This window comes from Phycisphaerae bacterium, assembly GCA_019636475.1.
Taxonomy (GTDB): domain Bacteria; phylum Planctomycetota; class Phycisphaerae; order UBA1845; family UTPLA1; genus JADJRI01.
Genome location: JAHBXN010000009.1, coordinates 114,131 through 137,169, shown reverse-complemented (window position 1 = coordinate 137,169; position 23,039 = coordinate 114,131). Strand labels below are relative to the sequence as shown.

General features: G+C 62.1%; 20 protein-coding genes. 8 read left to right on the top strand and 12 right to left on the bottom strand.

Annotated elements, in window-relative coordinates; all coding sequences use genetic code 11:
- On the bottom strand, positions 1 to 441 hold a 441-nt coding region (locus KF841_14545; GenBank protein MBX3396578.1), incomplete at its 3' end, for a hypothetical protein.
- 1 nt (position 442) lies between these two features.
- Between KF841_14545 and KF841_14540 the strand changes: the two genes are divergently transcribed.
- Positions 443 to 703 (top strand): hypothetical protein, encoded by a 261-nt coding sequence (locus tag KF841_14540; GenBank protein ID MBX3396577.1) that lies wholly within the window; start codon positions 443 to 445, stop codon positions 701 to 703.
- A gap of 338 nt (positions 704 to 1,041) precedes the next feature.
- On the opposite strand, the gene infC is transcribed toward KF841_14540, so the two are convergent.
- Both infC and thrS read right to left on the bottom strand, forming a co-directional pair.
- Positions 1,042 to 1,701, bottom strand: coding sequence for a translation initiation factor IF-3 (infC, locus tag KF841_14535; GenBank protein ID MBX3396576.1), 660 nt, complete (start codon positions 1,699 to 1,701; stop codon positions 1,042 to 1,044).
- 109 nt (positions 1,702 to 1,810) lie between these two features.
- Positions 1,811 to 4,009 (bottom strand): threonine--tRNA ligase, encoded by a 2,199-nt coding sequence (gene thrS, locus KF841_14530; GenBank protein MBX3396575.1) that lies wholly within the window; start codon positions 4,007 to 4,009, stop codon positions 1,811 to 1,813.
- 769 nt (positions 4,010 to 4,778) lie between these two features.
- Between thrS and guaA the strand changes: the two genes are divergently transcribed.
- The 4 genes from guaA to KF841_14510 all read left to right on the top strand — a co-directional run bounded on the left by guaA (position 4,779) and on the right by KF841_14510 (position 11,977).
- A complete protein-coding gene (gene guaA, locus KF841_14525; protein MBX3396574.1) occupies positions 4,779 to 6,329 on the top strand; it encodes a glutamine-hydrolyzing GMP synthase in 1,551 nt (516 codons plus the stop codon).
- A gap of 428 nt (positions 6,330 to 6,757) precedes the next feature.
- Positions 6,758 to 8,722, top strand: coding sequence for a dienelactone hydrolase family protein (locus KF841_14520; GenBank protein MBX3396573.1), 1,965 nt, complete (start codon positions 6,758 to 6,760; stop codon positions 8,720 to 8,722).
- Between the two features lie 763 nt (positions 8,723 to 9,485).
- Entirely contained in the window at positions 9,486 to 10,160 is a 675-nt protein-coding gene (locus KF841_14515) for a carbonic anhydrase (GenBank protein MBX3396572.1), read from the top strand.
- Positions 10,161 to 10,336: 176 nt separating this feature from the next.
- On the top strand, positions 10,337 to 11,977 hold the full coding sequence (locus KF841_14510) for a SulP family inorganic anion transporter (GenBank protein ID MBX3396571.1): 1,641 nt from the start codon (positions 10,337 to 10,339) through the stop codon (positions 11,975 to 11,977).
- Positions 11,978 to 12,027: 50 nt separating this feature from the next.
- Here the strand turns inward: KF841_14510 and KF841_14505 are convergent, their stop codons facing one another.
- The 5 genes from KF841_14505 to KF841_14485 all read right to left on the bottom strand — a co-directional run bounded on the left by KF841_14505 (position 12,028) and on the right by KF841_14485 (position 15,111).
- A complete protein-coding gene (locus KF841_14505; protein MBX3396570.1) occupies positions 12,028 to 12,291 on the bottom strand; it encodes a hypothetical protein in 264 nt (87 codons plus the stop codon).
- Positions 12,288 to 13,262: a tryptophan--tRNA ligase gene (trpS, locus tag KF841_14500; protein MBX3396569.1), complete on the bottom strand. Its 975-nt coding sequence runs from the start codon at positions 13,260 to 13,262 to the stop codon at positions 12,288 to 12,290. Before trpS ends, KF841_14505 begins: the two co-directional genes overlap by 4 nt.
- Before the next feature lie 55 nt (positions 13,263 to 13,317).
- Positions 13,318 to 14,034 carry a site-2 protease family protein gene (locus KF841_14495; GenBank protein MBX3396568.1) on the bottom strand — a complete coding sequence of 239 codons (717 nt, stop codon included), beginning with the start codon at positions 14,032 to 14,034 and terminating at the stop codon, positions 13,318 to 13,320.
- Positions 14,035 to 14,108: 74 nt separating this feature from the next.
- Complete coding sequence (locus tag KF841_14490) at positions 14,109 to 14,528, bottom strand: hypothetical protein (GenBank protein ID MBX3396567.1); 420 nt, start codon at positions 14,526 to 14,528, stop codon at positions 14,109 to 14,111.
- A 250-nt stretch (positions 14,529 to 14,778) separates the two neighbouring features.
- Complete coding sequence (locus tag KF841_14485; protein ID MBX3396566.1) at positions 14,779 to 15,111, bottom strand: cytoplasmic protein; 333 nt, start codon at positions 15,109 to 15,111, stop codon at positions 14,779 to 14,781.
- A gap of 137 nt (positions 15,112 to 15,248) precedes the next feature.
- On the opposite strand from KF841_14485, the gene hutI reads away from it, so the two are divergent.
- Positions 15,249 to 16,487, top strand: coding sequence for an imidazolonepropionase (gene hutI, locus KF841_14480; GenBank protein ID MBX3396565.1), 1,239 nt, complete (start codon positions 15,249 to 15,251; stop codon positions 16,485 to 16,487).
- 13 nt (positions 16,488 to 16,500) lie between these two features.
- On the opposite strand, the gene KF841_14475 is transcribed toward hutI, so the two are convergent.
- From KF841_14475 to KF841_14460, 4 genes are all read right to left on the bottom strand, one after another.
- Positions 16,501 to 17,508: a hypothetical protein gene (locus tag KF841_14475; protein MBX3396564.1), complete on the bottom strand. Its 1,008-nt coding sequence runs from the start codon at positions 17,506 to 17,508 to the stop codon at positions 16,501 to 16,503.
- Between the two features lie 34 nt (positions 17,509 to 17,542).
- Positions 17,543 to 18,232, bottom strand: a complete 690-nt coding sequence (lexA, locus tag KF841_14470) for a transcriptional repressor LexA (protein MBX3396563.1) — start codon at positions 18,230 to 18,232, stop codon at positions 17,543 to 17,545.
- A gap of 787 nt (positions 18,233 to 19,019) precedes the next feature.
- Entirely contained in the window at positions 19,020 to 19,946 is a 927-nt protein-coding gene (locus tag KF841_14465; GenBank protein ID MBX3396562.1) for a sulfurtransferase, read from the bottom strand.
- 130 nt (positions 19,947 to 20,076) lie between these two features.
- The gene (locus KF841_14460; GenBank protein ID MBX3396561.1) at positions 20,077 to 20,850 is read right to left on the bottom strand and encodes an enoyl-ACP reductase; all 774 of its coding nucleotides are present in this window, start codon (positions 20,848 to 20,850) and stop codon (positions 20,077 to 20,079) included.
- Positions 20,851 to 21,036: 186 nt separating this feature from the next.
- Here KF841_14460 and waaF point away from each other — a divergent pair, with 186 nt between their 5' ends.
- Both waaF and KF841_14450 read left to right on the top strand, forming a co-directional pair.
- Complete coding sequence (gene waaF, locus KF841_14455) at positions 21,037 to 22,161, top strand: lipopolysaccharide heptosyltransferase II (GenBank protein ID MBX3396560.1); 1,125 nt, start codon at positions 21,037 to 21,039, stop codon at positions 22,159 to 22,161.
- The gene (locus KF841_14450) at positions 22,152 to 23,027 is read left to right on the top strand and encodes a hypothetical protein (protein ID MBX3396559.1); all 876 of its coding nucleotides are present in this window, start codon (positions 22,152 to 22,154) and stop codon (positions 23,025 to 23,027) included. The genes waaF and KF841_14450 overlap by 10 nt, the downstream gene beginning before the upstream one ends.
- Positions 23,028 to 23,039 lie beyond the last annotated feature (12 nt).

Genomic DNA, 23,039 nt, shown 5'->3' with positions numbered 1-23,039 from the left:
GTTGGCGCTCGTGGAGGAAACGGCGGCGACAAATCGACGAGGGGCGGTGACGGCGGCAGTGTGATTGTGCGCGGGTTCTTTCGCGGGTCGGGAGTTCGCGGCGGGGATGGAGGGACGGGAGGTGCCGGTGATCAACGTCCTGATGGTGTGGGAGCCGAGGGCGGAATAGGTGGTGACGGCGGCGAGGCTCTTCTTTTGCCTTTCATCATTCAGGAAGCCAACCACGGCGATGCGATTCCACGCGATGCTGGAACACCAGGGCAGGACGGCACGCCCGGCGGAAACCATACCGGCGACAACGGTGGAATCGGAGCAGGCGGGCCGCCCTGTTCGGCCGGTGGAAAGGGCGCCGATGGCGCCGCGGCTGTAGGAGGCAAGGGCGGAGATGGTGGTGCTGGTGGACCCGGAACTCCGGGAGGGGTAGGCGGAAAAGGTGGTCAAGGTGGAGCGGCGAACGGCGGCTTGGGGGGCAATGGCGGAATTGGGGGAGCATGTTGTCCACCGAACGAAGGCACTGGCGGTGCCGGTGGGCAAGGCGGTAAGGGTGGCCCCGCAACGGGAGGGGCTGGTGGACAAGGAGGCAGCGGCGGCCGAGGGCTGGGGGGAATTGGCGGCAATGGCGGCAATGGTGGCGGTGGCGGTTCGGCGAATGGCGGCAGCGGCGGACAGGGAGGAAAAGGCGGTGATTCTTTACAAACCGTAGGCTCCGGAGGCGCGGGGGGAGAGGCTGGAGTTGGTACGGCTGGCGCGGGGGGCGCGGGCGGGCCCGGAGGAAGCGGCGACGCTGGCAATGGTGCTGCTGGCGCCACGGGTGGCACAGGGGGGCAGGGAAACGGCGTTAATGGAACATCAGGATCCGCCGGCGCAGGATGCCCGGTGTAACGTCCGTGCCGAGTCCCGCAGGGTGGGCCGATTACGGCCAAACCGGCGCGGCTTGCGCGGAATCAGTTTCGGGATGAACGGCGACCACACCAAGAGGCGGCTGCTCGCGCGTCGGCGTCGCCTTGCCCCCGTCCTCGCGCAGCTCTCAGGTTTTCGTCATCAGGCTTCAGAGGTTGCCGGTTCGCCTTTTCGATCGTCGTCGCCGGATTCGGATCTAACTTCCTGCCGTGGGCTCGGTTTGGATGGGACATCGCCGGAGGGACGCTTGGGTGACGTGCCCTTGGAAGTTCCGCCGCCCTTCTGGGGCGCGGGGAGCTTCGTCGGCGCCAGCACCATCGACATTTTCTTGCCCAGCAGGCGGGGGGGCTGATCGACTTTGGCCAATTCGGCGAAATCCTGGGCGATCTCGCGGAACGTCTGGTAGGCGATGTCCTGATGGAACCGCTCCCGGCCCTTGAAGAGCATGGTAATCAGGACGCGGTCGCCATGCTCGAGGAAAGTGCGGGCGCGCTTCAGCTTCACTTCGAGATCGTGTTCCTCGGTCTTCGGACGGAGACGCACTTCCTTGATCTTTTGCTCGTGGTGCTTCTGTTTGGACTTCTTGGAAAGCTGGTACTTGTGCTTGCCGTAGTCCATGATCTTGCAAACCGGCGGCCGCTCGTTGGGCGACATTTCCACAAGATCCAGGCCTGCGTCGCGCGCCATGCGCAGCGCTTCATCCGTCGGCACGACGCCGATCATGTTTTTCTCATGGTCGATCAGTCTGACCGGCGAAATGCGAATCTGTTCGTTCACGCGTAGTCGAATGTTCTGTGACAAGCACCATCCTCTCGAAAAGTAACTCAGTTTCCATTAGGCACCGGCTTCGGTCGGCGCAATTCACGAAGCATACGGCGGGCGACGTGCCCGCTGCATGCTGTTTCGTCGGTCAATCCTGTTCCTTGACGTGCGGCGCGTTCTGCCGCGAGCACATCGCAATAAATGCAGACAGTCCCATCGTTTCGAGCTGCCGGCCCTCCCGATCGTTGAGATTGATGGTCCGATTCGCGGCCTCGTTCTCGCCCACCACCGCAATAAAAGGAACCTTCATGCGCCGCGCTTCATGCTTCTTGGGACCGATGCGCTCGGAAGTCGCGTCGAGTTGCACACGGATGCCCGCAATCCGCAACGCTTCCGCCACTTCCCGGCCGTAACCCTCGCTCTTCTCGCTGATCGTCGCCACCACGACCTGCACGGGGGCCAGCCAGAACGGAAAGGCGCCCTCAAAATGCTCGATCAGGATGCCGATGAACCGCTCCATGCTTCCGAATGGCGCTCGATGCACCATGATCGGCCTGTGCGGCCTGTTGTCCGCTCCGATGTACTCAAGCCCGAATCGGATCGGGCCATTATAGTCAGCCTGAACAGTCCCCAGTTGCCATTCTCGCCCGATGCAGTCCTTCACAACGAAGTCGATCTTCGGGCCGTAGAAGGCGGCTTCGCCTTTTTCCTCGGTGGCGCTGAGACCCACCTCGGCTGCGACCTCTCGCAGAACCTGTTCGGCCAGCGCCCAGCCCTCGGGATTCTTAATGAACTTGGGGTCGTCCGGATCGTGAAGACCGATTCGGACTCGGTAATCACGCAGACCCAGCATATCCAGAACGTACCGCGTCAGATTCACGCAGTTGAAGATCTCGGGCTTCAACTGCTCGGGCGTGCAGAAAATATGAGCGTCGTCCTGTGTGAAACCGCGGACGCGCGTCATCCCCGACAGTTCTCCCGATTGTTCGTAGCGATAGACCGTCCCGAATTCCGCGAGGCGAACAGGAAGGTCGCGATAGCTGCGCGGTTCGCTCGCATAGATGCGGGCGTGCATCGGGCAATTCATCGGCTTGAGCAGAAACCCGTCCTCGACGCGCAGATGCTCGCGAATCAGATCGAGATTCTGCTGCTGATGGCCGGGTGCCGTTTTGAATCGCCTCGATTCGTCGCCGGTCGCCGAATGGCCGACATCATTCATCATGGCCGACCACAATTCAGGGTTGGCGACCTTCAGTTCATCCAGCAGCTTTTGTTCCTTCGGGGAAATCGTCCCGCCGTCCCCTTGCTCATACACCTCGGTCCAGAGCTCGTTCAGGATTCGAGCCGAGTCCGATTCGTAGAGCGGCGGAAATTGCGACTCCCGATAGTATGGAAAATGCCCGCTCGTGCGGAACAGTTCCAGTCTGCCGATGTGAGGCGTGAAAACGGGCTGATACCCCTGCTTGACGAGTTCGCCGCGGAGGTGGTTTTCCAGCAGAAGGCGGACCGTCGCTCCCCTGGGCTTCCAGAGAACCATGCCGCTGCCGACGAGAGGATCGATCGTGAACAGTCCCAACTCCTGCCCGAGCTTGCGATGGTCGCGCTTTTTTGCCTCTTCAAGCTGTGTGAGGTAGGTCGATAGATCCTTCTTGTTATGAAACGCGGTGCCGTTGAGTCGCTGCAACTGCTTCTTTGTGGCGTCGCCGTGCAGAAACGCGCCCGACACGCTCAGCAGTTTGAAAGCGCCGATTCGGCCGGTCTCCGGGATGTGCGTGCCCATGCACAGGTCTTCCCAGTATTTACCCGGTTCCGGCCCGGTGACGTAGAAGCTCAGCCGGTCGCCCTTGGCGCGCTCCGCGTTTTCCACCTTGTAGGGGTTGCCTTCACGGCGGACTTTTTCGAGTCCGGCCTCGCGACCCATTTCGTATCGTGTGAACGGCCGATTCTCCGCGACGATACTGGCCATCTCGGCTTCGATCGCGGGAAAGTCCTCCGGCGTGATCTTGCGATCAAGATCGATATCGTAGTAGTAGCCGTTCTCCACCGGCGGACCGTAGACCAGCCTTGTCTCCGGCCACAGCCGGCATACGGCTTCGGCCATCACATGGGCCGTGCTATGGCGCAGGATCGGCAGGGAATCCGCATCTTTCGAGGTGATAATGCTTAGACGACAGTCGCCTGACAGCGGCGTGGCGAGGTCGAGCGTCACTTCGCCGTGACCATAATCCGCCTTCGCGCCAATCGCCGCTTTGGCCAGACCCGGACCGATCGCGGCAGCCACATCGCGCGCGGAACTACCCTGCGGCATCTCCTTGACCGAGCCATCGGGGAGCGTAACTTTTAACATGGAGATTCTGACATGAAGCGCATTCGTGCAAAAACGAACTCTCGGCGAATTTCGCGGGAGATACCTTAGCTCCTAATATACCTCACACTTTGCGCCGGTCAATGGATTTGCAGTTTTCGGCCAATTCCCATCCGCCAGATGCTCCACCGGTGGCAACCCGACCCCAGTCCGGATCCACCCGACGGCGCGCCGGCGCGGCTATCACATAAGCCCTGTCGAATCGCCCACTTGCAATAACGAGCATTCCAACTTTGCCGCCGATTCCTCCAACTGCCGACCCAATACGGCGGAAACCGGGCATTTCGGTGCGATCAGCTCGCATCGGCGCCCGCCCGATGCCGTTTCGCCGGAGGCGAAAGCTCGCAGATGCGGCCGAGGCGCTGCATCCCGACCGTCATCGCCCGCCAGAAACTGGACCGATGCCCGTGCCGATTCGATCGGCCCCGCCTGAAAAGCAGTCCAGGACGATCGGCGGGTCTAGTGTTTGCGGCGGGCTTCGCATTCACGGTGCCGCACTCGCGGCAGCGCACTCGGTCCTTTCCGGTATCAATGCGCGTCGAAACCAACCGACATCGTGAAAACCGCGCGGCCGACCGTCGTTTTTGTGGATCACGCGGCTCGCTCGCCTAGCCAGCGACCGCGGGACCTTCTGGTTGTCGACGGCCATCAGGCGACACCGCATCCACTCCTGGATTCAACCCTGTTCCGCAGCTTCGCGCGCCTAGCCGCTGCATTTCGACATTCCCGCGATTTCAATTAAATTATCGACATGCCTCCGCAAACCATCGCCATTCTCGACTTCGGTTCTCAATACGTACAACTCATCGCACGGCGCGTTCGGGAGAACAAGGTTCACTCGCTCATCTTCGCGCCCGGCGTCGCGCCCGACGAACTGCGAAAACACAATATCGTCGGCCTCATCCTCTCAGGCGGGCCGTCCAGCACCTACGAGAGCGGCGCGCCGAAGCCGCATCCGGAGCTGTTTGAGCTGAATCTCCCCACCCTCGGGATTTGCTATGGCATGCAGGCGCTCTGTCAGTTTCTCGGAGCACGCGTCGAGACATCGGTGCGCCGCGAATACGGCCGAACGAAGCTCGAAGTCTGCACGAGGGATTCATTTGTTGCGCACCTGCCGCAGTCCACCAACGTGTGGATGTCGCATGGCGACATGGTCACGGACTACGGCTCCGAGTTCACTGTTCTCGCACGAACCCGCAACTGCCCGAACGCGGTCGTTCGTCACAAGACCCGTCCGATTTATGGCGTGCAGTTCCATCCGGAAGTGACTCACACCCCCGAGGGCGGTCAACTGCTGCGGAATTTCCTTTACGACATCTGCGGCGCCCGCGGCGACTGGACCGCCGGCAACATCATCGAAAACCTCGTCGACAAAATCCAGTCTCAGGTACGCTCCGGTTCGCAGGTCATCTGCGGTCTGTCCGGCGGCGTCGATTCATCCGTCACGGCCGCGCTGCTCAATCGGGCCGTGCCGGGCCGTGTGACGCCGATCTTCGTCGATAACGGCCTGCTTCGCGGCAATGAACGTGATCGAGTCGAGGCCGTCTTTCGCGGCCATTTCAAGATGGATCTTCACGTCGTGGACGCCGAGGCCCGCTTTCTCGATCGGCTGGCGGGCGTGACCGACCCCCAGGAGAAACGACGCCGAATCGGTCACGAGTTCATCGAGGTCTTCAAGGCCGAAGCGCAGCGAATACCGAGTGCCCACTTCCTGGCACAGGGTACGCTGTATCCCGACGTCATCGAGAGCGGCCAGTCAGCGGCCGGCACCGCGGCGAACATCAAGCTTCATCACAATGTCGGCGGGCTGCCTGCTGAATTGGGCTTCGAACTGGTCGAGCCTCTGCGAGACCTGTTCAAGGACGAGGTGCGGACGATCGGAGAACTGCTCGGGCTGTCGGAGGAAATGGTATGGCGGCATCCGTTCCCTGGTCCCGGACTGGCCGTGCGAATCATCGGCGAAGTCACCAAGGCTCGGTGCGAACTGCTTCGGCAGGCGGATCAAATCATCATTGAGGAGATCGTCGCGGCCGGCTGGTACCGCAAGATCGCCCAGGCCTTCGGCGTGCTGCTGCCGGTGCCGAGCGTCGGCGTCATGGGCGATGGGCGGGCCTACGCTGATCAGAACCTCATTGCCGTGCGGTTCGTGGAATCAGCGGACTTCATGACCGCCGACTGGGTGCATATCGATCAGACGGTGCTTTCAACGATCTCGACACGCATCACAAACGAGGTGCGAGGAATCAATCGCGTGGTGTACGACGTGACGAGCAAACCGCCCGGTACCATCGAATGGGAGTGACGCAACAGCGGCACCCAACGCACCGAAGTGAACCGCACGCCTCATGATGAAATTGCTGGAGCGGCAACGTCCGGGGCTGATGCGCGACGCGCCCGATCACCCGGCTGGATCCGGTCAATCTCTGCCTCCGGGCGATCGAGCCGCCGCCCATTCAGGATCGAATGTGCATTCCAGCTCTGTGATGGCGGCTTGCCATCGAGCACTGAGGTCGCTCGTTTCGGGCACAGGCGGCCCGAAACGGGCGTGGCGTCAATCGAGCGGGCGGCGTGAGGAGGCGGCCTCGCCGTCGATATAAGAGTGTGGGAGGCCGCTTGCGCGTCGTTCGCCACCCCGGTAAAATAGAATCAAAGTTCCGGATCACCTCGCGTTGCAGAATAGCCCGCTATCGGGCCGGGCGGGATTGCGGCATCAGGTCAGGAGACTCGATCATGTGCATTCGATTTGCAAAGCGTGCGCTGCCGTTGACCTTTGCAATGGCGCTGATTGCGCCGATCGGCATTCCAGGCGTGGGTTCCATCTCATTGCGTTCGGCCAGCGCCGACGATGAAAAGCCCACGGTCAATTCGCTGGCCCGCGATCTGCGAAAGGCCCATCGCGATGCGGACTACAAGAAGGGTCTCGAGATCGCAACCCGGCTGCACGATCTGCTGCCGGACGATCCACGACCCATGTACAACATGGCGTGCATGCACGCGCTGCTTGGGGACAAGGGTAGTGCCTATTCATGGCTGGAGCGCGCGGTCGAGGCCGGCTACGACGATGCATCGCGACTCGCCAACGATGCCGATTTCAAGCATCTCTGGGGCGAGTCCCGTTTCCGTGCGATCGTCCGTCGCATTCGCGAAAGCGCCGCGCAGCGTGTCGGGGACAAGGCATCCGCGACGTCGAAGCCCGGCCCGAATCCGTCAGCTGCGGCGAAGATCGACGTACTGGCGGATCTACCGAAGGTCCCATCGCTCTCGCCGGCTGAGCACGCCGAAAAGCAGCAACAGCTCACACGGGAACTGCTCCGCGTCGCCGGCTCCGGCGATCACAAAAAAGCGCTGGCCATTGCATTGGAAGCGCTGGCGCATGCCCGGGCCATTCAGGACAGCGTCGGCGATCGTGCGAAGTCGGCTGTTTCGCTCTGCCACTACAACGTCGCTTGCATGTATTCGCTTCTCAAGGATGCCGATCATGCGTTCGCTCATCTGGACGCAGCGGTCACGCTGGGCGGCTGGAGTCCCGGCGAACTCCTCGAACAGGTGACGGAGGATTCGGATCTCGACAACATTCGGAAAGACGCTCGGTTCGAGGAGGTGCTGCGCCGATTGAAAGCCGCTGACAAGCCGGCGTCACGTCGCGACTCCGTTCCGGAGCGGGATCAGGGCAAGGACGCAACGCAGGCCCCCGCCGCCGGTCCGAGTTTCATGACCGAGGAGCAGAAGACCGCCCGGATTGAGGAGCTGACGCCCGCGCTGATACAGGCGGCCGAAAAGGGCGATTACGAAAAAGCACTTCAGTATGCGCTCGAGGCCGTCGAATTGGCCGACGATGCGCTGACGAACTACAACGCGGCCTGCATGTATGCCTTGAACAAAAAGAAGGACAAGTCGTTCGAGCACCTCTTTCGTTCCTTCGAGAAAGGCGGGCTTCGCGGTGATCCCGTCACCCAGTTGACGCGCGACACGGACTTGAATTCCCTTCACGATGATCCGCGCTGGGAAAAGGCCCTCTCGCTGGCCAGGAAGCAGCGGGACGATCGCGGCGCGGTTCAGAAGGATCGTGAAGTTCCATTCAAGTATGAAGTGACGCTGCCGCCCGATCATGATCCACTGAAGCCCGCGGCGCTTGTGATAGCGATGCACCATTTCCACGGCAGTCGCCTCACCGCGCGCGATCGGTGGGCCGAACCCGCCGCGGCCGTGGGTGCAATACTTATGACACCACAGGGCACGCTCGAGGCCGGCGAGGACAGCGGCATGTTCCAGTGGGGGAATGACATCTCCGCCGTCGATCGGAATATCATGGGAGCGATTGATGAGGTGATGGACCACCACAAGATCGACCCGGATCGCGTCGTGATTGCCGGGTTCAGTCAGGGCGGATCAATGGCCCTTGCCCTGGCTTTGCGGAATCCGGATGCCTTCCGGGGCGTCGTGCCGGTCGCGGCCATGTTCCGCCCGGAGTCTGAGTCCGCTTTCGCCGATGAGGAAATCAAGCGAATGCACGTCTATCTGATGTTCGGCACGGAAGACAATTCGCAGTTGATCGCGTCAAACCGAAAAGCCGCGGATCTGTTTCGCGGCGCCGGCGCGACGGTCGAAGTGGTCGAGTTCGAGGGTCTGGGACACGGTTTCCCCCGGAGCGCGACCGCCGAACTGACCAAGGCCCTCAAGGCGGTGCTGCCGTAGCAGAGTTCGGGCGATATATTACCGGCCCGTGCGACTGTTTCCGGTTTTCTGCTGATCCGCACGGGCGCGCTATAATTACAACTTGACACGGGCAGGAAGAACTGCGACCCTCGAGGTCGCGTATTTGGTTGGGGTGGAATCTCCGGCAGGGATTAATGAGATGTGGCCTCGGAACGGGCGCGAATGTTGAACTTATTGAAGATAATTCGAGTCCTGATGGCGACATCTGCCCGGCGATGCGCGTATTTCCTGTTTATATCGGTGTTTACGGTGGCGGGATCACCGAGCATGTCCGTGCTCGGATTGGCCTCGGCCCCTCGCAGTGAGCACGATGTCAAGCCTCCCGTCTGCGAGGAGGAGCTGGGTCTCGAGGTTGCAGTTCCAGAGTCGCTTCGATGTCGGCTCTTGCGACACCGGACCCGGGCTCAGGCCTCGATGGCGCCCACGCGATTGACAGCCTGCAATCGTGCTCCGCGCACGCGCTGCGAAGTCCTCCCGCGCCGCCTGCTCGACAAGCAGAACGGGATCGGCGCGTTCCTGCGCTGTTGATCTCTCCCGCGCGATCGATTCTTTGTCAAAAATGATTATGCTGCGGCTGATTGGCTCGCGACCTCGACCGGGCGTTCCTCGGTTCGATCGATGGCTGGTTGCCGAAGTCGTCGATTTTCTTATTCCCGCGACTCGTCTCGAATCCGGTTTTGGACACCGAGAGCTACCCGCGTTCGGCCGATTGTCGGCGCGTTGAAGAACGGAGAGATTCTCCATGCAGAAACTTGTTAGAGGCATCCATAATTTCCAGAGCGAAATCTTCGGCACCCAGCGCAAGCTCTTCGAGAGACTTGCCAAGAGACAGGACCCGATCGCGCTCTTCATTACCTGTTCTGATTCCCGAATCAACCCGAATCTCATCACCCAGACAGAACCGGGCGACCTCTTCATCATGCGCAATGCCGGAAACATTATTCCGGCTTACGGTGCGGCGGTGGCAAGCGGCGAGGCCGCCACAATTGAATTTGCGGTCGCCGAGCTGAAGGTGCGTGACGTCATCGTCTGTGGTCACTCTCATTGTGGCGCGATGAAGGCTTTGCTCGCGCCGAAACCCCCGGACCACCTGCCTGCCGTCAAGCATTGGCTCAACTTCGCGGAGGCGACCCGCCGCATCATGCGGGAAAAGTATCCGGAACTCGCGGGCGACAGCCTTCTCACCGCAACGGTCGAAGAGAATGTGATCGTTCAGATCGAGAATCTTCGTACGCATCCGGCCATCGCAGCGGCTCTGTCAGCGGGCGATCTGAATCTCCACGGCTGGGTCTACAAAATCGAAACCGGCGAAGTCTTCGCGTTCGATCCCGCGGAAGGACAGTTTCATCCGCTGGGAGAAAAGCCTCCGACGGTCGCCTATCCCGGCGTCCGCCTCAAGCCGGACAAAGTCATCTAACCCGTCCCGGTCATTGCACCCACTCCCAGGCGCGACACCGGCTGCGACGGCCGTCGCGCCCCGGTCGTGGAAGGATGTCAACGCACGCGTTGGGCAACTTACCTCTACTCTCCAATAAAATGCCGAATGGCTCCGCCCGGCTGGGTCATGTCTGCATTGACGAAGGATGTTGATATATGAGCGGAGCAGAAACCGCCAAACTGAATAACGACCAAGGCTTCGATCTGCGGCGGGAGTTCCTCGCCTCGATCGTGGTATTTCTCGTTGCCCTTCCGCTTTGTATGGGCATTGCGATGGCATCAGGCATGCCGCCGGCCGCGGGTCTTGTGACCGGCATCGTGGGCGGCATTATCGTCGGCGGGCTGTCCGGCGCGCCGCTTCAGGTCAGTGGCCCCGCAGCCGGTCTGTCGATCATGGTGCTCCAGATTGTGAATCAGGAGGGTGTCGGGGTCATGACCCTCGCCGTGCTGATCGGTGGAGCAATCCAGTTGACAGCCGGCCTGCTGCGTTTCGGGCAGTGGTTCCGCGCCGTCTCTCCGGCGGTCATACGCGGCATGTTGACCGGCATCGGCGTGCTCATCTTCGCCGGACAGTTCCACGTCATGGTGGACGACAGCATGCGAAACTCGGGGCTCGCAAACATCGCTTCCATACCTGAAAGCATCATGAAGGGGCTCACACCGACCGACGACGCCAGCCATCACTGGGCCGCGATCATCGGTATCCTGACAATTACCGTGATCCTGCTCTGGAAGCTCGCTTCCAGATCCCGTCTCAAGCTGATCCCCGCGCCGCTCATCGCCGTAGTCTTGAGCACGCTCATCGTAATGGTCTTCGGCCTGCCCGTGAAACTGGTTTCCATTCCGGCAAATCTCGTCAAGGACATCTCGCTTCCCGAGGCGGAGTTCTTCAGTCGGATCCTGGATGGCCGCGTGATGCTTGCCGGTCTGGCGATCGCTTTCGTGGCCAGCGCCGAGACGCTTCTCTGCGCAACGGCCGTGGACAACATGCACAACGGTCCGCGAACAAAGTACGACAAGGAATTGGCGGCTCAAGGTGTCGGCAACATGATCTGTGGTCTCTTCGGCGCGCTGCCGATGACCGGCGTCATCGTTCGCAGCGCCGCAAACGTGCAGGCCGGCGCGAAGACGCGCATGTCGGCGATTCTGCACGGCGTGTGGCTGCTGCTCTTTGTCGTCGCGCTGCCGCAGGTGCTCAACAGCATTCCGACCGCCTGCCTTGCCGCGATACTGGTCTACACCGGCTACAAGCTGATCGACTTCAAGGCGCTCCGCGATCTTGCCGCATATGGCAGGGGCGAGGTGGCGATCTTCGTCGCAACGGTCGTGATGATTGTCGTCGCGGACCTGCTGACGGGTGTGCTGATTGGTGTCGGGCTTTCAGCGGCAAAGCTGCTTTACACCTTCTCGCATCTCGATCTTCGGATCGAGGATGATGCTGCAAACAATCGAACGGTGCTGCGACTCCGTGGAGCGGCGACTTTCGTTCGCCTGCCGCGGCTTGCGGCTGTGCTCGAGATGGTGCAGCCGACGCGAGAACTGCACGTCCACTTCGAGCGGCTTGATTACATCGATCACGCCTGTCTCGACCTGCTTATTAACTGGGAGAAGCAGCACGAATCAACCGGCGGAAAGCTCGTCATCGACTGGGATAATCTGACGGCCCGTTTCCATCGCGACGAGAACGGAATGTCGGCCGAGGCGACATCCATGATGACCGGCGCGCTGAACCCGCCCAGACGGGCGGCCGTCGAGCAGGCCGGGCCACCGCGCGAAACCAGCGAGTCTCGCGGCTAGGTGGGCGTCCGGCACTCGCCGTGTCGGTGTGCGCCCGAGGGGGCGCGCGTTTATCGCAGGACCATCATCATCATCGCCACGAGCATCATGACCACCGCGGCGATGAAGATCCACCGTCGAGGGCTGCCGCTGCGCCGGTCGACCGGCGTGATCCAGTCCCCGCACGCGGGGCATTTCTGTGTGTCCTCGGTGACAGTCGCGCGGCACGAAGGGCACATCATCTCCGGCAGCGATTCGGCGTCCTCGCTGAACGGGTAGTTGACCGCGTCGTCGTCATCGTCGAAATCCGGTGTGATGTCGCCGCGATCGCTCATGGGCTCACCACGATTCCGCAGGCTCGGCGCACGTCCTCCATCACACCCTGCGCCACGGCTCGCGCGCGCCTGCCGCCCTGCCGAAGTACGTCCTCGGCATACGACGGATCGGCCGCGAGCTTGGCTCTGTGTTCGCGCGCCGGACCGAATTTCTCCTCAAACAGCTCAGCGAGGCGCTTCTTGGCATCGCCATAGCCCATGCCTCCGGCGCGGTATCGCCGATCCCATTCCAGGGTCTCCTCGGGACTCGCCATCAGACGCAGCAGCGCGAAGACATTGCAGGTCTCCGGATTTTTCGGCTGATCGACCGGCGTCGAATCGGTTTTGATGCCCATGATCTTCTTCTTCGCCGACTTTGGATCCTCGAACAGGTCGATCGTGTTGCCGTAGCTCTTGCTCATTTTCTCCCCATCCACGCCCGGCACGATCGCGGACTCGTTGAGCCGCGCCTGCGGGATGACGAACACCTCACAGCCATAGGTACCATGAAAATACCCCGCCATGTCGGCGGTCATCTCGATGTGTTGAACCTGATCCTTGCCGACCGGCACGAAATGGCTTCGGTAGATGAGAATGTCGGCCGCCTGAAGAATCGGATACGAAAAGAGCCCCATCGACGCCGACAACCCCTTCGCGACTTTGTCTTTGTAGCTGACGGCGCGCTCCAGAAGCCCTTTGCCGGTGACGGTCGAAAGTATCCACATGAGTTCGCAGACTTCCGGAACGTCGCTCTGCCGAAAGAGCGTCGCCTTGTTCGGATCCAGCCCCAGCGCGAGATAGTCCAGCGCGACATCAAGCGTCAATTGACGCATGAGATCGGCGTTCTGCACCGATGTCAGTGCATGATAATTCGCGATGAAGATGAAGCTCTCGTGATCGCCTTGGCCGTCAATGTGCTGCTTCATCGCGCCGAAATAGTTGCCCAGATGGAGTTTTCCCGAGGACTGGACGCCACTCAACACTCGTTGCATGAATACACCTGTCTGTCAATTCGAATTGTTCGAGGTCTGATTCGCCCTGTCCGCATCATCCGGGCCATCGATTAAACAGCACGACTTCCAGGCCTTCAAACAGCGTGACGGCCGGAAGATTCAGTGCATCGCATACGCGAATCAACATCCAGTAAAACGGCATCATTGCGTCGTCAATTGTCCAGATCAGCACAAACAGAACGCCGAACGCCGCCATCGCCGCCTGCGGATGCCGCATCCGCTCCTGTAAATCCCTCGGCAGCCTGTGCTCGATGATGCGGTAGCCGTCCAGCGGCGGGCACGGTATGAGGTTGAAGAGCGCGCCGATGAAATTCAAAGACGCCATTGCCCCGAGAAAATAGACCCATGTCGGCTGGGTGGTTGAGCTCGATTCGACCAGCCCGAACATCGGATGCAGCGGCATCGCGAAAAGCAGAAACAAAACCAGATTGCTGACGGGGCCGGCCGCGGACATCGCGACCTGCCAATGCCGGTTGCGCAGGGCGGATTCATCGATCCTGACCGCTCCGCCGGGCAACGGCACACCGCCCAGCATGAGGACGATCGCGGGGATCAGCAGACTCGACACGGGATCGATAAACTTCGTGGGATCGAGCGAGAGATAGCCGCGCTCGCGCACCGAACGGTCACCGCCGATGTAAGCAACCAGCGCATGGGAGAATTCGTGCACACACACGCAGAGAACCCAGCAGAGCAGTGCTGCGATCATGAGCCGCGAGAATTCAACCATTGCCAACGCTTCACCGGACATCGTCCTGTCGCCTCCGCACCGCCGAATCCCATCGCTCGGCGGCGCGGGCTAGACTAGGCGGCCTGTTTCTGCTGTCAAGCAACACGCGAATTCGGCTCGGTGGAATCGGCCTCGGCGCCGCCTGCTTCATCGGGAGAATCCGCAATCGGCTCAGCCGTCGATGGGGTCGCGCCGGAAACCGCCACGCCGTACAACTCCCTCACGGCTTCGGCGAGGTGCGCGGTCGGATGGTTCGGAGATCGCGACGCGCTGTCGGCCGTGCGGGCGCCGCCCGCGCCGGACGATTTGTCATCCGACCGGCCGACGCGCCGCTCGGAGATGTCGTGCTTCTTGAATTCGCAATAGACGCCGAGCATCTTCAGTTCATCTTGCAGATCGGTATCTGGCGCCTCGAGTCGCTCGATGAGCCGCGTGAGCGCGAGGCGCTCGTACTTTCTGCGAAGGGCCTTGTTGGTTCGGCGGTCTGGCCGGTTGCCGCACTGGCGATTCTTCATGCTAAGTCCTCCATTGCCTGGTTTCAGGTGCCTCTACGAAGACACCGTCCCGGTCGCGGGGGCGAGGCGCTTCGCTTCATTCAATCGGTTTCACCCAGTCAGGAACAAAGCATAGGACATAAAACCCGTCGAGGCTGACACAAATTCCCGGGGCGATCCCGTCGCCGCACGGATGACATGGCCCGGCCATGACTTGTCACAAGAAATTTTTTTTCGCTCGCCGGTTCGCCGCGACGATCTCATCGATGGGCTAGCTCGGACGGCGGCTGATCGAGTAGAGCCACCATCGCTGCCGGGCGGATTCGCCGAGCTTGACCCGCCGAACGAAGTAGAGGGTCATGATCTCGCCGGTGCTGACGCGGATTCGATAGTAGTGTTTACGGTAATATCGCTCGCCGTCGGCCCGGCCGCCTTCGGCTTCGCTGCGCTTCCAGTCGCCGAGGCGTTCGACGATGTCATAGTGCCGGTCGCGCCATGTGAAGCCTGTCGGGAGTCCGGCCAGTCCGAGTGCCATTGACGAGGCATCCGCGGTACCGGGATCGGCCTTGACGGGTTCGGAGATGAATTCTTCGTCGGGAATCATGGCGACTGCAATGAATGATAGTCGAATTCGGCGGGCAAGCCGCTCGCGTGGGGATTTCCCGGTGAGGTGGCAGGCCGCCGGCGCGGGCGGGTGTTGCGGGGAATGACGAACTCAGGCCGCGCGGTAGAATCGCGAGGATGAAAACGCTGATACACAACATCGGGCAACTCGTCGCGGTTCCGCCGGGGCCGGTTCGCGGTCGAGCGATGCGCGACGTTCCGCTCCTTGCGGATGCGGCGGTCCTGATTGAGGACGAGCGGATCGCCTGGATCGGCGATCGCGACGCGGTCCCCGACCGATCGCCTGATTTGGCGATCGATGCGCGGGCCGGCACGGTCGTTCCGGGGCTGGTGGATTGTCACACCCACCTGGTGTTTGCCGGCTCGCGGGAAGACGAGTTCGTGCGCAAGATCGAAGGCGCGAGTTACATCGAAATCCTCGAGGCCGGTGGAGGCATTCGCAATTCAATGCGCTCGCTGCGTGCGGCCGATGAGGCGACATTGCTCGCCCAATCGCGGCCGCGGCTGGATCGGATGCTGGAATGTGGGGCGACGACCGTCGAGATCAAGACGGGCTACGGTCTGTCTCCGGCCGAGGAGTTGAAGACGCTTCGGGTTATACGGCAGCTCTCTGCGGAGTCGCCCGTTGAAATCGCCGCGACCTATCTGGCGGCGCACACGATTCCGCCGGAGTATGAAGGGCGAGCCGACGATTACATCGATGCGGTCACGGAAGACGGGCTGCTTGCTCGCATCGGGACGGAGCGGCTGGCTTCTTTTGCCGATGTCTTCTGCGAGCGCGGGGCGTTCGACGTGGAGCAGGGCCGTCGATACCTTGAGCGTTGCGCGCGGCATGGACTTGTGCCGAAGGTCCACTCGGAGCAGATCACCTGCACCGGCGCGACTCGGATGGCCGTCGAGCTGGGCGCTGCGTCGGCGGATCATCTTGAATTCGTCGATGATGCCGCGCTGGCGGCACTGTCGGACTCGGGCACGATACCGGTTGTGCTGCCGGGGTGTTCGTTTTTTCTGCATAGCGCTCCCGCACCGGCCCGGCGGATGATCGAAGCGGGTCTGCCGCTGGCGCTGGCCACGGACTGCAATCCCGGCTCGTGCATGATCGAGTCGCTGCCGCTCATCATGTCGATGGGCGCGACGATGCTTCGAATGACGCCGCTGGAATGCCTGGTGGCGTGTACCGCGAACGCCGCATCAGCTTTGCGGATGGGCGATCGGCTTGGCACGATGACCGTGGGATATCAGGCGGACCTGCTGATTCTGGATATCCCGAATGTGAATCAATGGGTGTATCGGGTCGGAGTAAATCCGGTTTCGCGCGTGATCAAGCGTGGGCGCGTCATCCTGGATCGAAGCTGAGCGGGCCGCGCGGTCAACACCGATTCACGAGCGGTGGGGCGACATCCAGCGGCCAGTCCGGACAGGGCGGGTGGATGGTCGCGGACACGCGAAGGCCGGTAACGCGCGCATCCTTTTGCAGGCACGCAAGGCCCTGACCGCGGCCGTATGGCAATTCGTCGAATCCGATCTCGACGACGGTCGGCGGGCCGCCGAGCCCCGGCGATTCGATGCGGATGAATCTCGCGCAATCGGTGTCGTCAAGATCAAAGCCCTCCCGCGTGATCCCATCGCAGGCAGCGTCCATCAAAGCGGCAAATTCACGTCGAAGCTCGGCCAGGTCCGCGCTCGCATCCGGCTCGCGCACAGCCGTGAAGTCGAGCCTGATGGGCGCGAGCAGCATGCCGATCGCCGGCCACGATGCAGGCTGCGGCGGGACGTGCGGCTCGGGCAGCCGGAGCTCGCGCGAGACGATGGGCGCCCACGCCTCGGCGCTGTCGCCGATGGCGATAAGGCCGGTGCGATCCAGCGAGAATTGCGTACTGGATGTGGCGGCCGAGTTGACGACGGAGTGACACAATTGCGACAGTCCGTGAGCGCCGGCGGCGATGGCGTTTTGATCGAGCATCGACTGATCGCAGGCCAGCACGGCGCCGCGGCGGTCCTGCACTGCGGCGGTGGCGAGCCGGCCGGATAGCGACAGGCTCAGGATGAAGACCCAGCGTGTGCGACCGGCGAGGAACCGGGTGACGGCGAGTGACGGATCTTCGCGGCGATCTCCGCCGATCCGACGAATCCACCTTGCGCCGACGGACCGAGCCCAACTCTCGACGGCCTCGCTCGTGCAGTCATTCATGCAGGCCGGATGTGTACACCGGAAGACGGCCTCGTGCCGATCGCTGAGATTGAGTCGGCGGACCCAGTCGAGCCATGCCTCGCGAGGATGACGATAGGGATGCCGCTCCACGGCGCGAATCGCATGGTGGTCAGCTCGGCAGAGACTGACAAACTCCGGGCCGACGTCGATGGCGATGCGTTCCAAGGCGGCGGTGTCTCCCGCGGCGAACCAGAGGGCGTCAGACGCGACGGACCACGCCGATGACGACGCCCTGAATTTCGCAGTTCTCGACGAAGATGGGCTCGTACTTATCGTTTGCCGGCTGAAGGCGAATGCGCCCCCGTTCACGATAGAAGCGCTTGAGAGTGACTTCATCGTCCTCGGGCAGGCGTGCGACGACCATCTCGCCATTGTGCGGTGAGGTGCGATTCTCGACGACCACAAAATCGCCGTCGTTGATGTGATCGTCGATCATGCTGTCGCCCCGGACCTGAAGCGCGTAGACGCCGTGGGGCGAGGTGAAGATGTCCTCGAGGTCGAGCACTTCACGATCCTGCACGGCCTCGATGGGCGTGCCGGCGGCGATCCGGCCGAGCAGGCGAATGCAGCTTGGCTTTTCGTCCGGAAGTTCAAGGTGGTCAGCCAGGAGCAAAGAGCGAGCCTTGTGCTTCTCCCGGCGAATGAGTCCCCTTTCTTCGAGAATGGTGAGATGCTCGAACACCGTCACCTTTGAGATTCCGAACTGCTCGGCGATCTCGTCGTACGTCGGGGAATAGCCATGCTTGTGGGTGTAGTCCCGGACATAGGTCAGGATTTCGGTCTGGCGCGGGGTCGCGGGGCGCGTCGTGCGTGACGGCTGGGTGCGCGGCTTGCGGGCGACGTGCTTCCGTGACGGACGACCTGCGGACTTGCGGCGAGGCGACGACATCGGACTCCTCCATGATGCAATGCGGCCACGGACGCCCGAGCAGCCCTTCCGGTCCAAGCAAGACGAGAGGACCACGGTTTGCCCGGGCGTCGCGTGCCACGGTTTCGACGATTGAGCGGGTCGACGCGGCAGAGCCGGCCCGCGATTCCACTCCACTGTCCCGCGCCGGCTCCATGGGAACCAGCAAGGGCACGAAACGTCTTGCCGCTCGGTCGGTGGCGAGCCGCAGCCGATTTGAGACGCTCGCGATCGTCTCGAAGAGGCTGTCCCGCCAGCGTCGAACCGACGACGCGGCACTCGGTGAAACAAGCGTCACAGCGGTGCGCAGGTCGCCGTCATCGTGCGGCGCGCCACGGCGATGCGCCGCCGACACAGTAGACGAGCAAGATTCGCGACCGGATCCGCGCGAATCGCCGAGCAGAGCCGAAGCCGGGTTGAGAAGCTCCGATTCGTTCGGCCAATCCTCGCAGGACCACCCGCGAACATAGTCTCCGCCGGGGCCTGTGAGGCAAAGTGGGAGATCACCGGCCCGAATGCACGCGCCTGCCTGTGCCGCCATGGTCGCTCCTTTCGCCGAGAGAGAGGGTCGGGACGACTTCGGCGGCGGGCGGCGTGGAGGCCGATCAGGCCAATCCCTTCCACCATGCCGATCGAAGTCTATCCTAACATCGGCCAAACGTCAAGCAGCTTCCGAGCGAAGTTTTGATTTTTTTCGGGTATGACCGGCGCGGTGTCTTGCGTGGGTTTGCCGGTCAGGCGGGCGATGTGGATGGCGGGGGCGAATCGGTCAGTCGCCGATGACGGGGCAGGCGGCGTCGCGGGACCAGTCGGAATAGCTGCGATAGTAGTTGGTGACCGGACCAAATCCGGCGTGGAGGGCCGCAATGGCGGCGATCGATGCGCGACCGCCGCTCTCGCAATAGGTCACGATCGGACGACCTCTGACAAAGCCGGCTTTCTCGAAAATGACGGCGAGTTCGTCGGGCGAACGGAGTCTGCCATCAGGTGTCATCAGATTGGCATGCGGCAGATTGAGTGCGCCGGGCAGGTGGCCGGCGCGAGGATTGTTGTGGGTGATCTCGCCGCGAAACTCTCCGGGTGTTCGTGCATCGAGAATCTGGACAGACCGATCCTCGATGGCGCTTCGTACTTCGGCGCGGTCCTGTATCTGAACCGGGCGGGACTTGAGGACGGGCCGGGCGGTGAAGTGTCGAGCCTTCGGTCGATGATGCGTCCGGGAGACGGCGGGTCGTTGATTGTCCGGCGCTGCCGCGATTGCGGCCCAGCCGCCGTTGAGCACGGTCGCGTCGGTGACACCGAATAGCTGGAGAATGAACCAGACGCGGGCGGCATCGTTCATGCTGCCGTCGTCGTAGATGCGCACCGGCGTGTTGGCGTCGATGCCGAGATCGCCGATACGCCGGCTCCATTCGTCGGCGTTCTCGATGCCTTCGTCCGCTGCAAGACTGGCCTGCTTCCATTCGTGCGGATCGACGTGAACGGCGCGGGTGAGATGGCCCGCGTCATAGGCATCGAGCGTGCGAACGTCGAGTATGACGATGCGCCGGTCCGTCGCGGCGGAGTCAACTGTGATCTGTTCGGGTTCGATTACAATCCGCGATCGGATTTCTGCGTCCTGACCGGAGCAGCCGATCGACGCGGAGACGGCAAGGAGGGCGAGCCGAAAGATGATGCGGTTTCGGGGTTGATTCATGCGTCACCTGCGTGCCGCCATCGGCGCGGTTTGAGCCGGCCGGCGCAAATCACGAATTCGTCCGGGCCGGCGGCGTGGGTTTTTGCTGGAGGCGAATCGGACGGGTCGCCGGGTGCGATAAAGACGAATGTCACCAGCCGACCATGTTGTAGCCGGCGTCCACGTAGTGAATCTCACCGGTTACGCCGCTCGAAAGATCGGAGACGAGATAAAGCCCCGCACTGCCGACTTCCTTCGATTCGATGTTGCGCCGCAAGGGTGACTTGGTTGGGTAGTGGTCCAGAATCTGATCGAAACCGCCGATGCCTGCTGAACTGAGGGTTCGGCAGGGGCCGGCGCTGATCGCATTGACGCGAACACGCTTCAGGTCGCCGAGGTCTGCCGACATGTAGCGGACCGAGCTTTCGAGTGCGGCCTTGCAGACGCCCATGACGTTGTAGCCGGGGACGAAGCGGATGGCGCCGAGGTAGCTGAGCGTCAGGACCGAGGCGCCCTCTCGGAAGAGATCATAAGCCTTCTGACAGACGGAGATGAAGGAATATACGCTGATGTCCATCGCCTGCTTGAAATCTTCGCGGCCGGTCTGCCAGAACCGGTTGGTGAGGCATTCGCGATTGGCATATGCGATGGCATGCACGATGAAGTCGACTTTGTCGTAATGCTCGCGATACTGGTTATAGAATGCTTCGACGTCTTCATCCTTGGTGACGTCGCACGGGGCGATCAGCTTTGCTCCGATTGGTTCGGCCAGCTTGCGGACGCGCCGCTCCATCTTTTCGCCTGGGAGATGATTGAAGGCCATCTCAGCGCCTTCCTTATGCAGCCGTTCGGCAATGTACCACGCGAGGCTGTGGTCGTTGGCGACGCCGAAGATGATGCCCTTTTTGCCGTCCATTAAGCCCATGCGAGTGGTCTCCTTGACCCGCCCGGCGGCGCGCGATGATCGAATGGCCGCCGACGGGCAACGTATGAATCAGGCTAATGTAGGCTAGCGCCGACAGGATGTCAAAGAAACGGACTGGCGCCGGCGGGCGCGCGGGCTCGGATTGTCGACGCGCAAGTGTCGTGATAGACTATGCTTGTGCTGACGATGTCGCCGAAGTCTACATCCATCGCTGAGCCCGGCAACCTCCTGATTTCAATTCCGAATTGGGTGGGCGATGCGGTGATGGCCACGCCGGCGCTGTCGGCGGTGCGGCGGCGGTTTCCGGCGGCGCGGATCACCTTCCTTCTGCGGCGATACGTTGCCGATGTGCTTGCGGGGACACAACTTGCAAACGACTGCCTGTATTGGCCTTCGGAGAATACTCTGGGCGGTCATTTTTCCCTGTTGCGCGAAATGCGAAATCGGCGGTTCGACACCGCGCTTCTTTTGACCAATTCGTTTCGTTCTGCGTTTGTCGTCTGGTTGGCGAGAGTTCCGCGTCGGATAGGTTATGCGCGTGACGGGAGATCCTGGCTGTTGTCGGACCGGTTGACGCCGGTTCGTGCGGGTGGGTCATTCGTCCCGGTGCCGGCGATGGACTACTACCAGACGCTCGCGCGGCATATCGGCTGCGAGCGGGTTGATGATCAGATGGTTCTTGCGACGTCGGTGGAGGACGAGGCGGCAATCGATCGGCGGCTGGGGGCGCTGGATGCTTCGCGTCCGCTCGTGGTGCTGAACCCCGGCGCGAATTTCGGCTCGGCGAAATGCTGGCCGCCGGAGAAATATGCGGCGTTGGCGGATGCGTTGACGCGGTGTTATGGCGCGCGGGTGGTGGCGTCGCTGGGTCCGAAGGAGCGGCACATCGCGGCAGGACTCCAGGCGGCCGCGAAGGAGCCGATCGAGATTTTCATCGATCCTCCGCTGGGCCTGGGGCCGCTGAAGGCGCTGGTTCGCCGGAGCCGATTGCTGATTACGAACGACACGGGTCCGCGGCATTTTGCGCCGCCGTTTGATGTTCCGGTGGTGACGATTTACGGATCCAGTGACCCGGCCTGGACGGTGACGCGATTTTCGAAAGAGCGTAACGTGATGCTGAAGCTGGCGTGTCAGCCGTGCATGGCGCGTACCTGCCCTTTGAAGCATCATGACTGCATGAGAAAACTGGAACCGTCCCTGGTTCTGGAGGCGGTGGATGAGTTCCTCTCGCCGTGGCGTGAGGGTGGGGACGGTCGCGCGGCCGGCGTGGTGCAGGCCGTGCGGGGTGAGACGGGGCCTTCATGCTGGTGAGCGACTCCATCACGATTGATCGGGTGTATCTGGCGCACCTTCGCCTTGCCGGGCTGGAGACGGTCGAGGCGGTCCTGAACTGCCATGGTGACGGCTTGGCGGCATGGAGCCGGACAACGGACACGATCTATGTCCATCTCGACGAAGGCCCGACGACGTTGTATGTGAAGCGTTATCACTATCCGCGATGGCGTCACCGGTTTCGTGCGATGTTTCGCGGGACGTTCTTCGGTTCGAGCCGGGCGGCGAGCGAGTTTCGAACGCTAAGCCTGATGCGACAGCTTGGGATTCAGGCGGTGCGGCCGGTGGCATACGGGGAGCGGCGGATCGGGCACTTCGTCCGCAGCTGTTTTCTGATTACCGAGGGCGTTCCGGATGCCATACCATTGTCATCATTCATCAAGCAGTTCGCGGATCATCGCGGCACGACCCGGGCGGTGCGGCTGCGCCGGGAGATCCTTTCGGCTCTGGCGCGACAGATCCGCCACATGCATGAAGCGGGCTTCGTGCATTTTGATCTTTTCTGGCGCAATGTTCTCATAAGGGCGCTGCCGGATGATCGGTTCGAGTTCTACTTCATCGACGCATCGGTCGGCCGGCGCATTCGCCTGGCGCAGCGCCGGATCGAAAGCATCGTCGGCGATCTGGCGGCGCTGGGGGCCGCGGCTCCGCACTTCTGTTCGAAGGCGGATCAACTGCGGTTTCTGCTGGAGTACTTCGACGCGGACGGGCTCAGTCCGGAGAGGCGTCAATGGCTGCGGCGCGTGCAGACCCAGTCTGATCGGCTTCGCCCGGCCGAGCTGGAACGAATCCGCCGGGGCTCCTACTTCGATTCTCCGGTCGCCGAGTCCCTTGAAGTGGTCTGACCGGGACGGGTG

What these genes read in the sequence shown, in the direction of transcription:
- KF841_14450 (MBX3396559.1), top strand. Translation starts at nt 22,152, where the DNA reads ATGCTGGTGAGCGACTCCATCACGATTGATCGGGTGTATCTGGCGCAC.
- KF841_14520 (MBX3396573.1), top strand. Translation starts at nt 6,758, where the DNA reads ATGTGCATTCGATTTGCAAAGCGTGCGCTGCCGTTGACCTTTGCAATG.
- KF841_14515 (MBX3396572.1), top strand. Translation starts at nt 9,486, where the DNA reads ATGCAGAAACTTGTTAGAGGCATCCATAATTTCCAGAGCGAAATCTTC.
- KF841_14495 (MBX3396568.1), bottom strand. Translation starts at nt 14,034, where the DNA reads ATGTCCGGTGAAGCGTTGGCAATGGTTGAATTCTCGCGGCTCATGATC.
- trpS (MBX3396569.1), bottom strand. Translation starts at nt 13,262, where the DNA reads ATGCAACGAGTGTTGAGTGGCGTCCAGTCCTCGGGAAAACTCCATCTG.
- lexA (MBX3396563.1), bottom strand. Translation starts at nt 18,232, where the DNA reads ATGTCGTCGCCTCGCCGCAAGTCCGCAGGTCGTCCGTCACGGAAGCAC.
- thrS (MBX3396575.1), bottom strand. Translation starts at nt 4,009, where the DNA reads ATGTTAAAAGTTACGCTCCCCGATGGCTCGGTCAAGGAGATGCCGCAG.
- guaA (MBX3396574.1), top strand. Translation starts at nt 4,779, where the DNA reads ATGCCTCCGCAAACCATCGCCATTCTCGACTTCGGTTCTCAATACGTA.
- KF841_14465 (MBX3396562.1), bottom strand. Translation starts at nt 19,946, where the DNA reads ATGAATCAACCCCGAAACCGCATCATCTTTCGGCTCGCCCTCCTTGCC.
- waaF (MBX3396560.1), top strand. Translation starts at nt 21,037, where the DNA reads ATGTCGCCGAAGTCTACATCCATCGCTGAGCCCGGCAACCTCCTGATT.
- KF841_14505 (MBX3396570.1), bottom strand. Translation starts at nt 12,291, where the DNA reads ATGAGCGATCGCGGCGACATCACACCGGATTTCGACGATGACGACGAC.
- KF841_14510 (MBX3396571.1), top strand. Translation starts at nt 10,337, where the DNA reads ATGAGCGGAGCAGAAACCGCCAAACTGAATAACGACCAAGGCTTCGAT.
- hutI (MBX3396565.1), top strand. Translation starts at nt 15,249, where the DNA reads ATGAAAACGCTGATACACAACATCGGGCAACTCGTCGCGGTTCCGCCG.
- KF841_14460 (MBX3396561.1), bottom strand. Translation starts at nt 20,850, where the DNA reads ATGGGCTTAATGGACGGCAAAAAGGGCATCATCTTCGGCGTCGCCAAC.
- KF841_14490 (MBX3396567.1), bottom strand. Translation starts at nt 14,528, where the DNA reads ATGAAGAATCGCCAGTGCGGCAACCGGCCAGACCGCCGAACCAACAAG.
- KF841_14485 (MBX3396566.1), bottom strand. Translation starts at nt 15,111, where the DNA reads ATGATTCCCGACGAAGAATTCATCTCCGAACCCGTCAAGGCCGATCCC.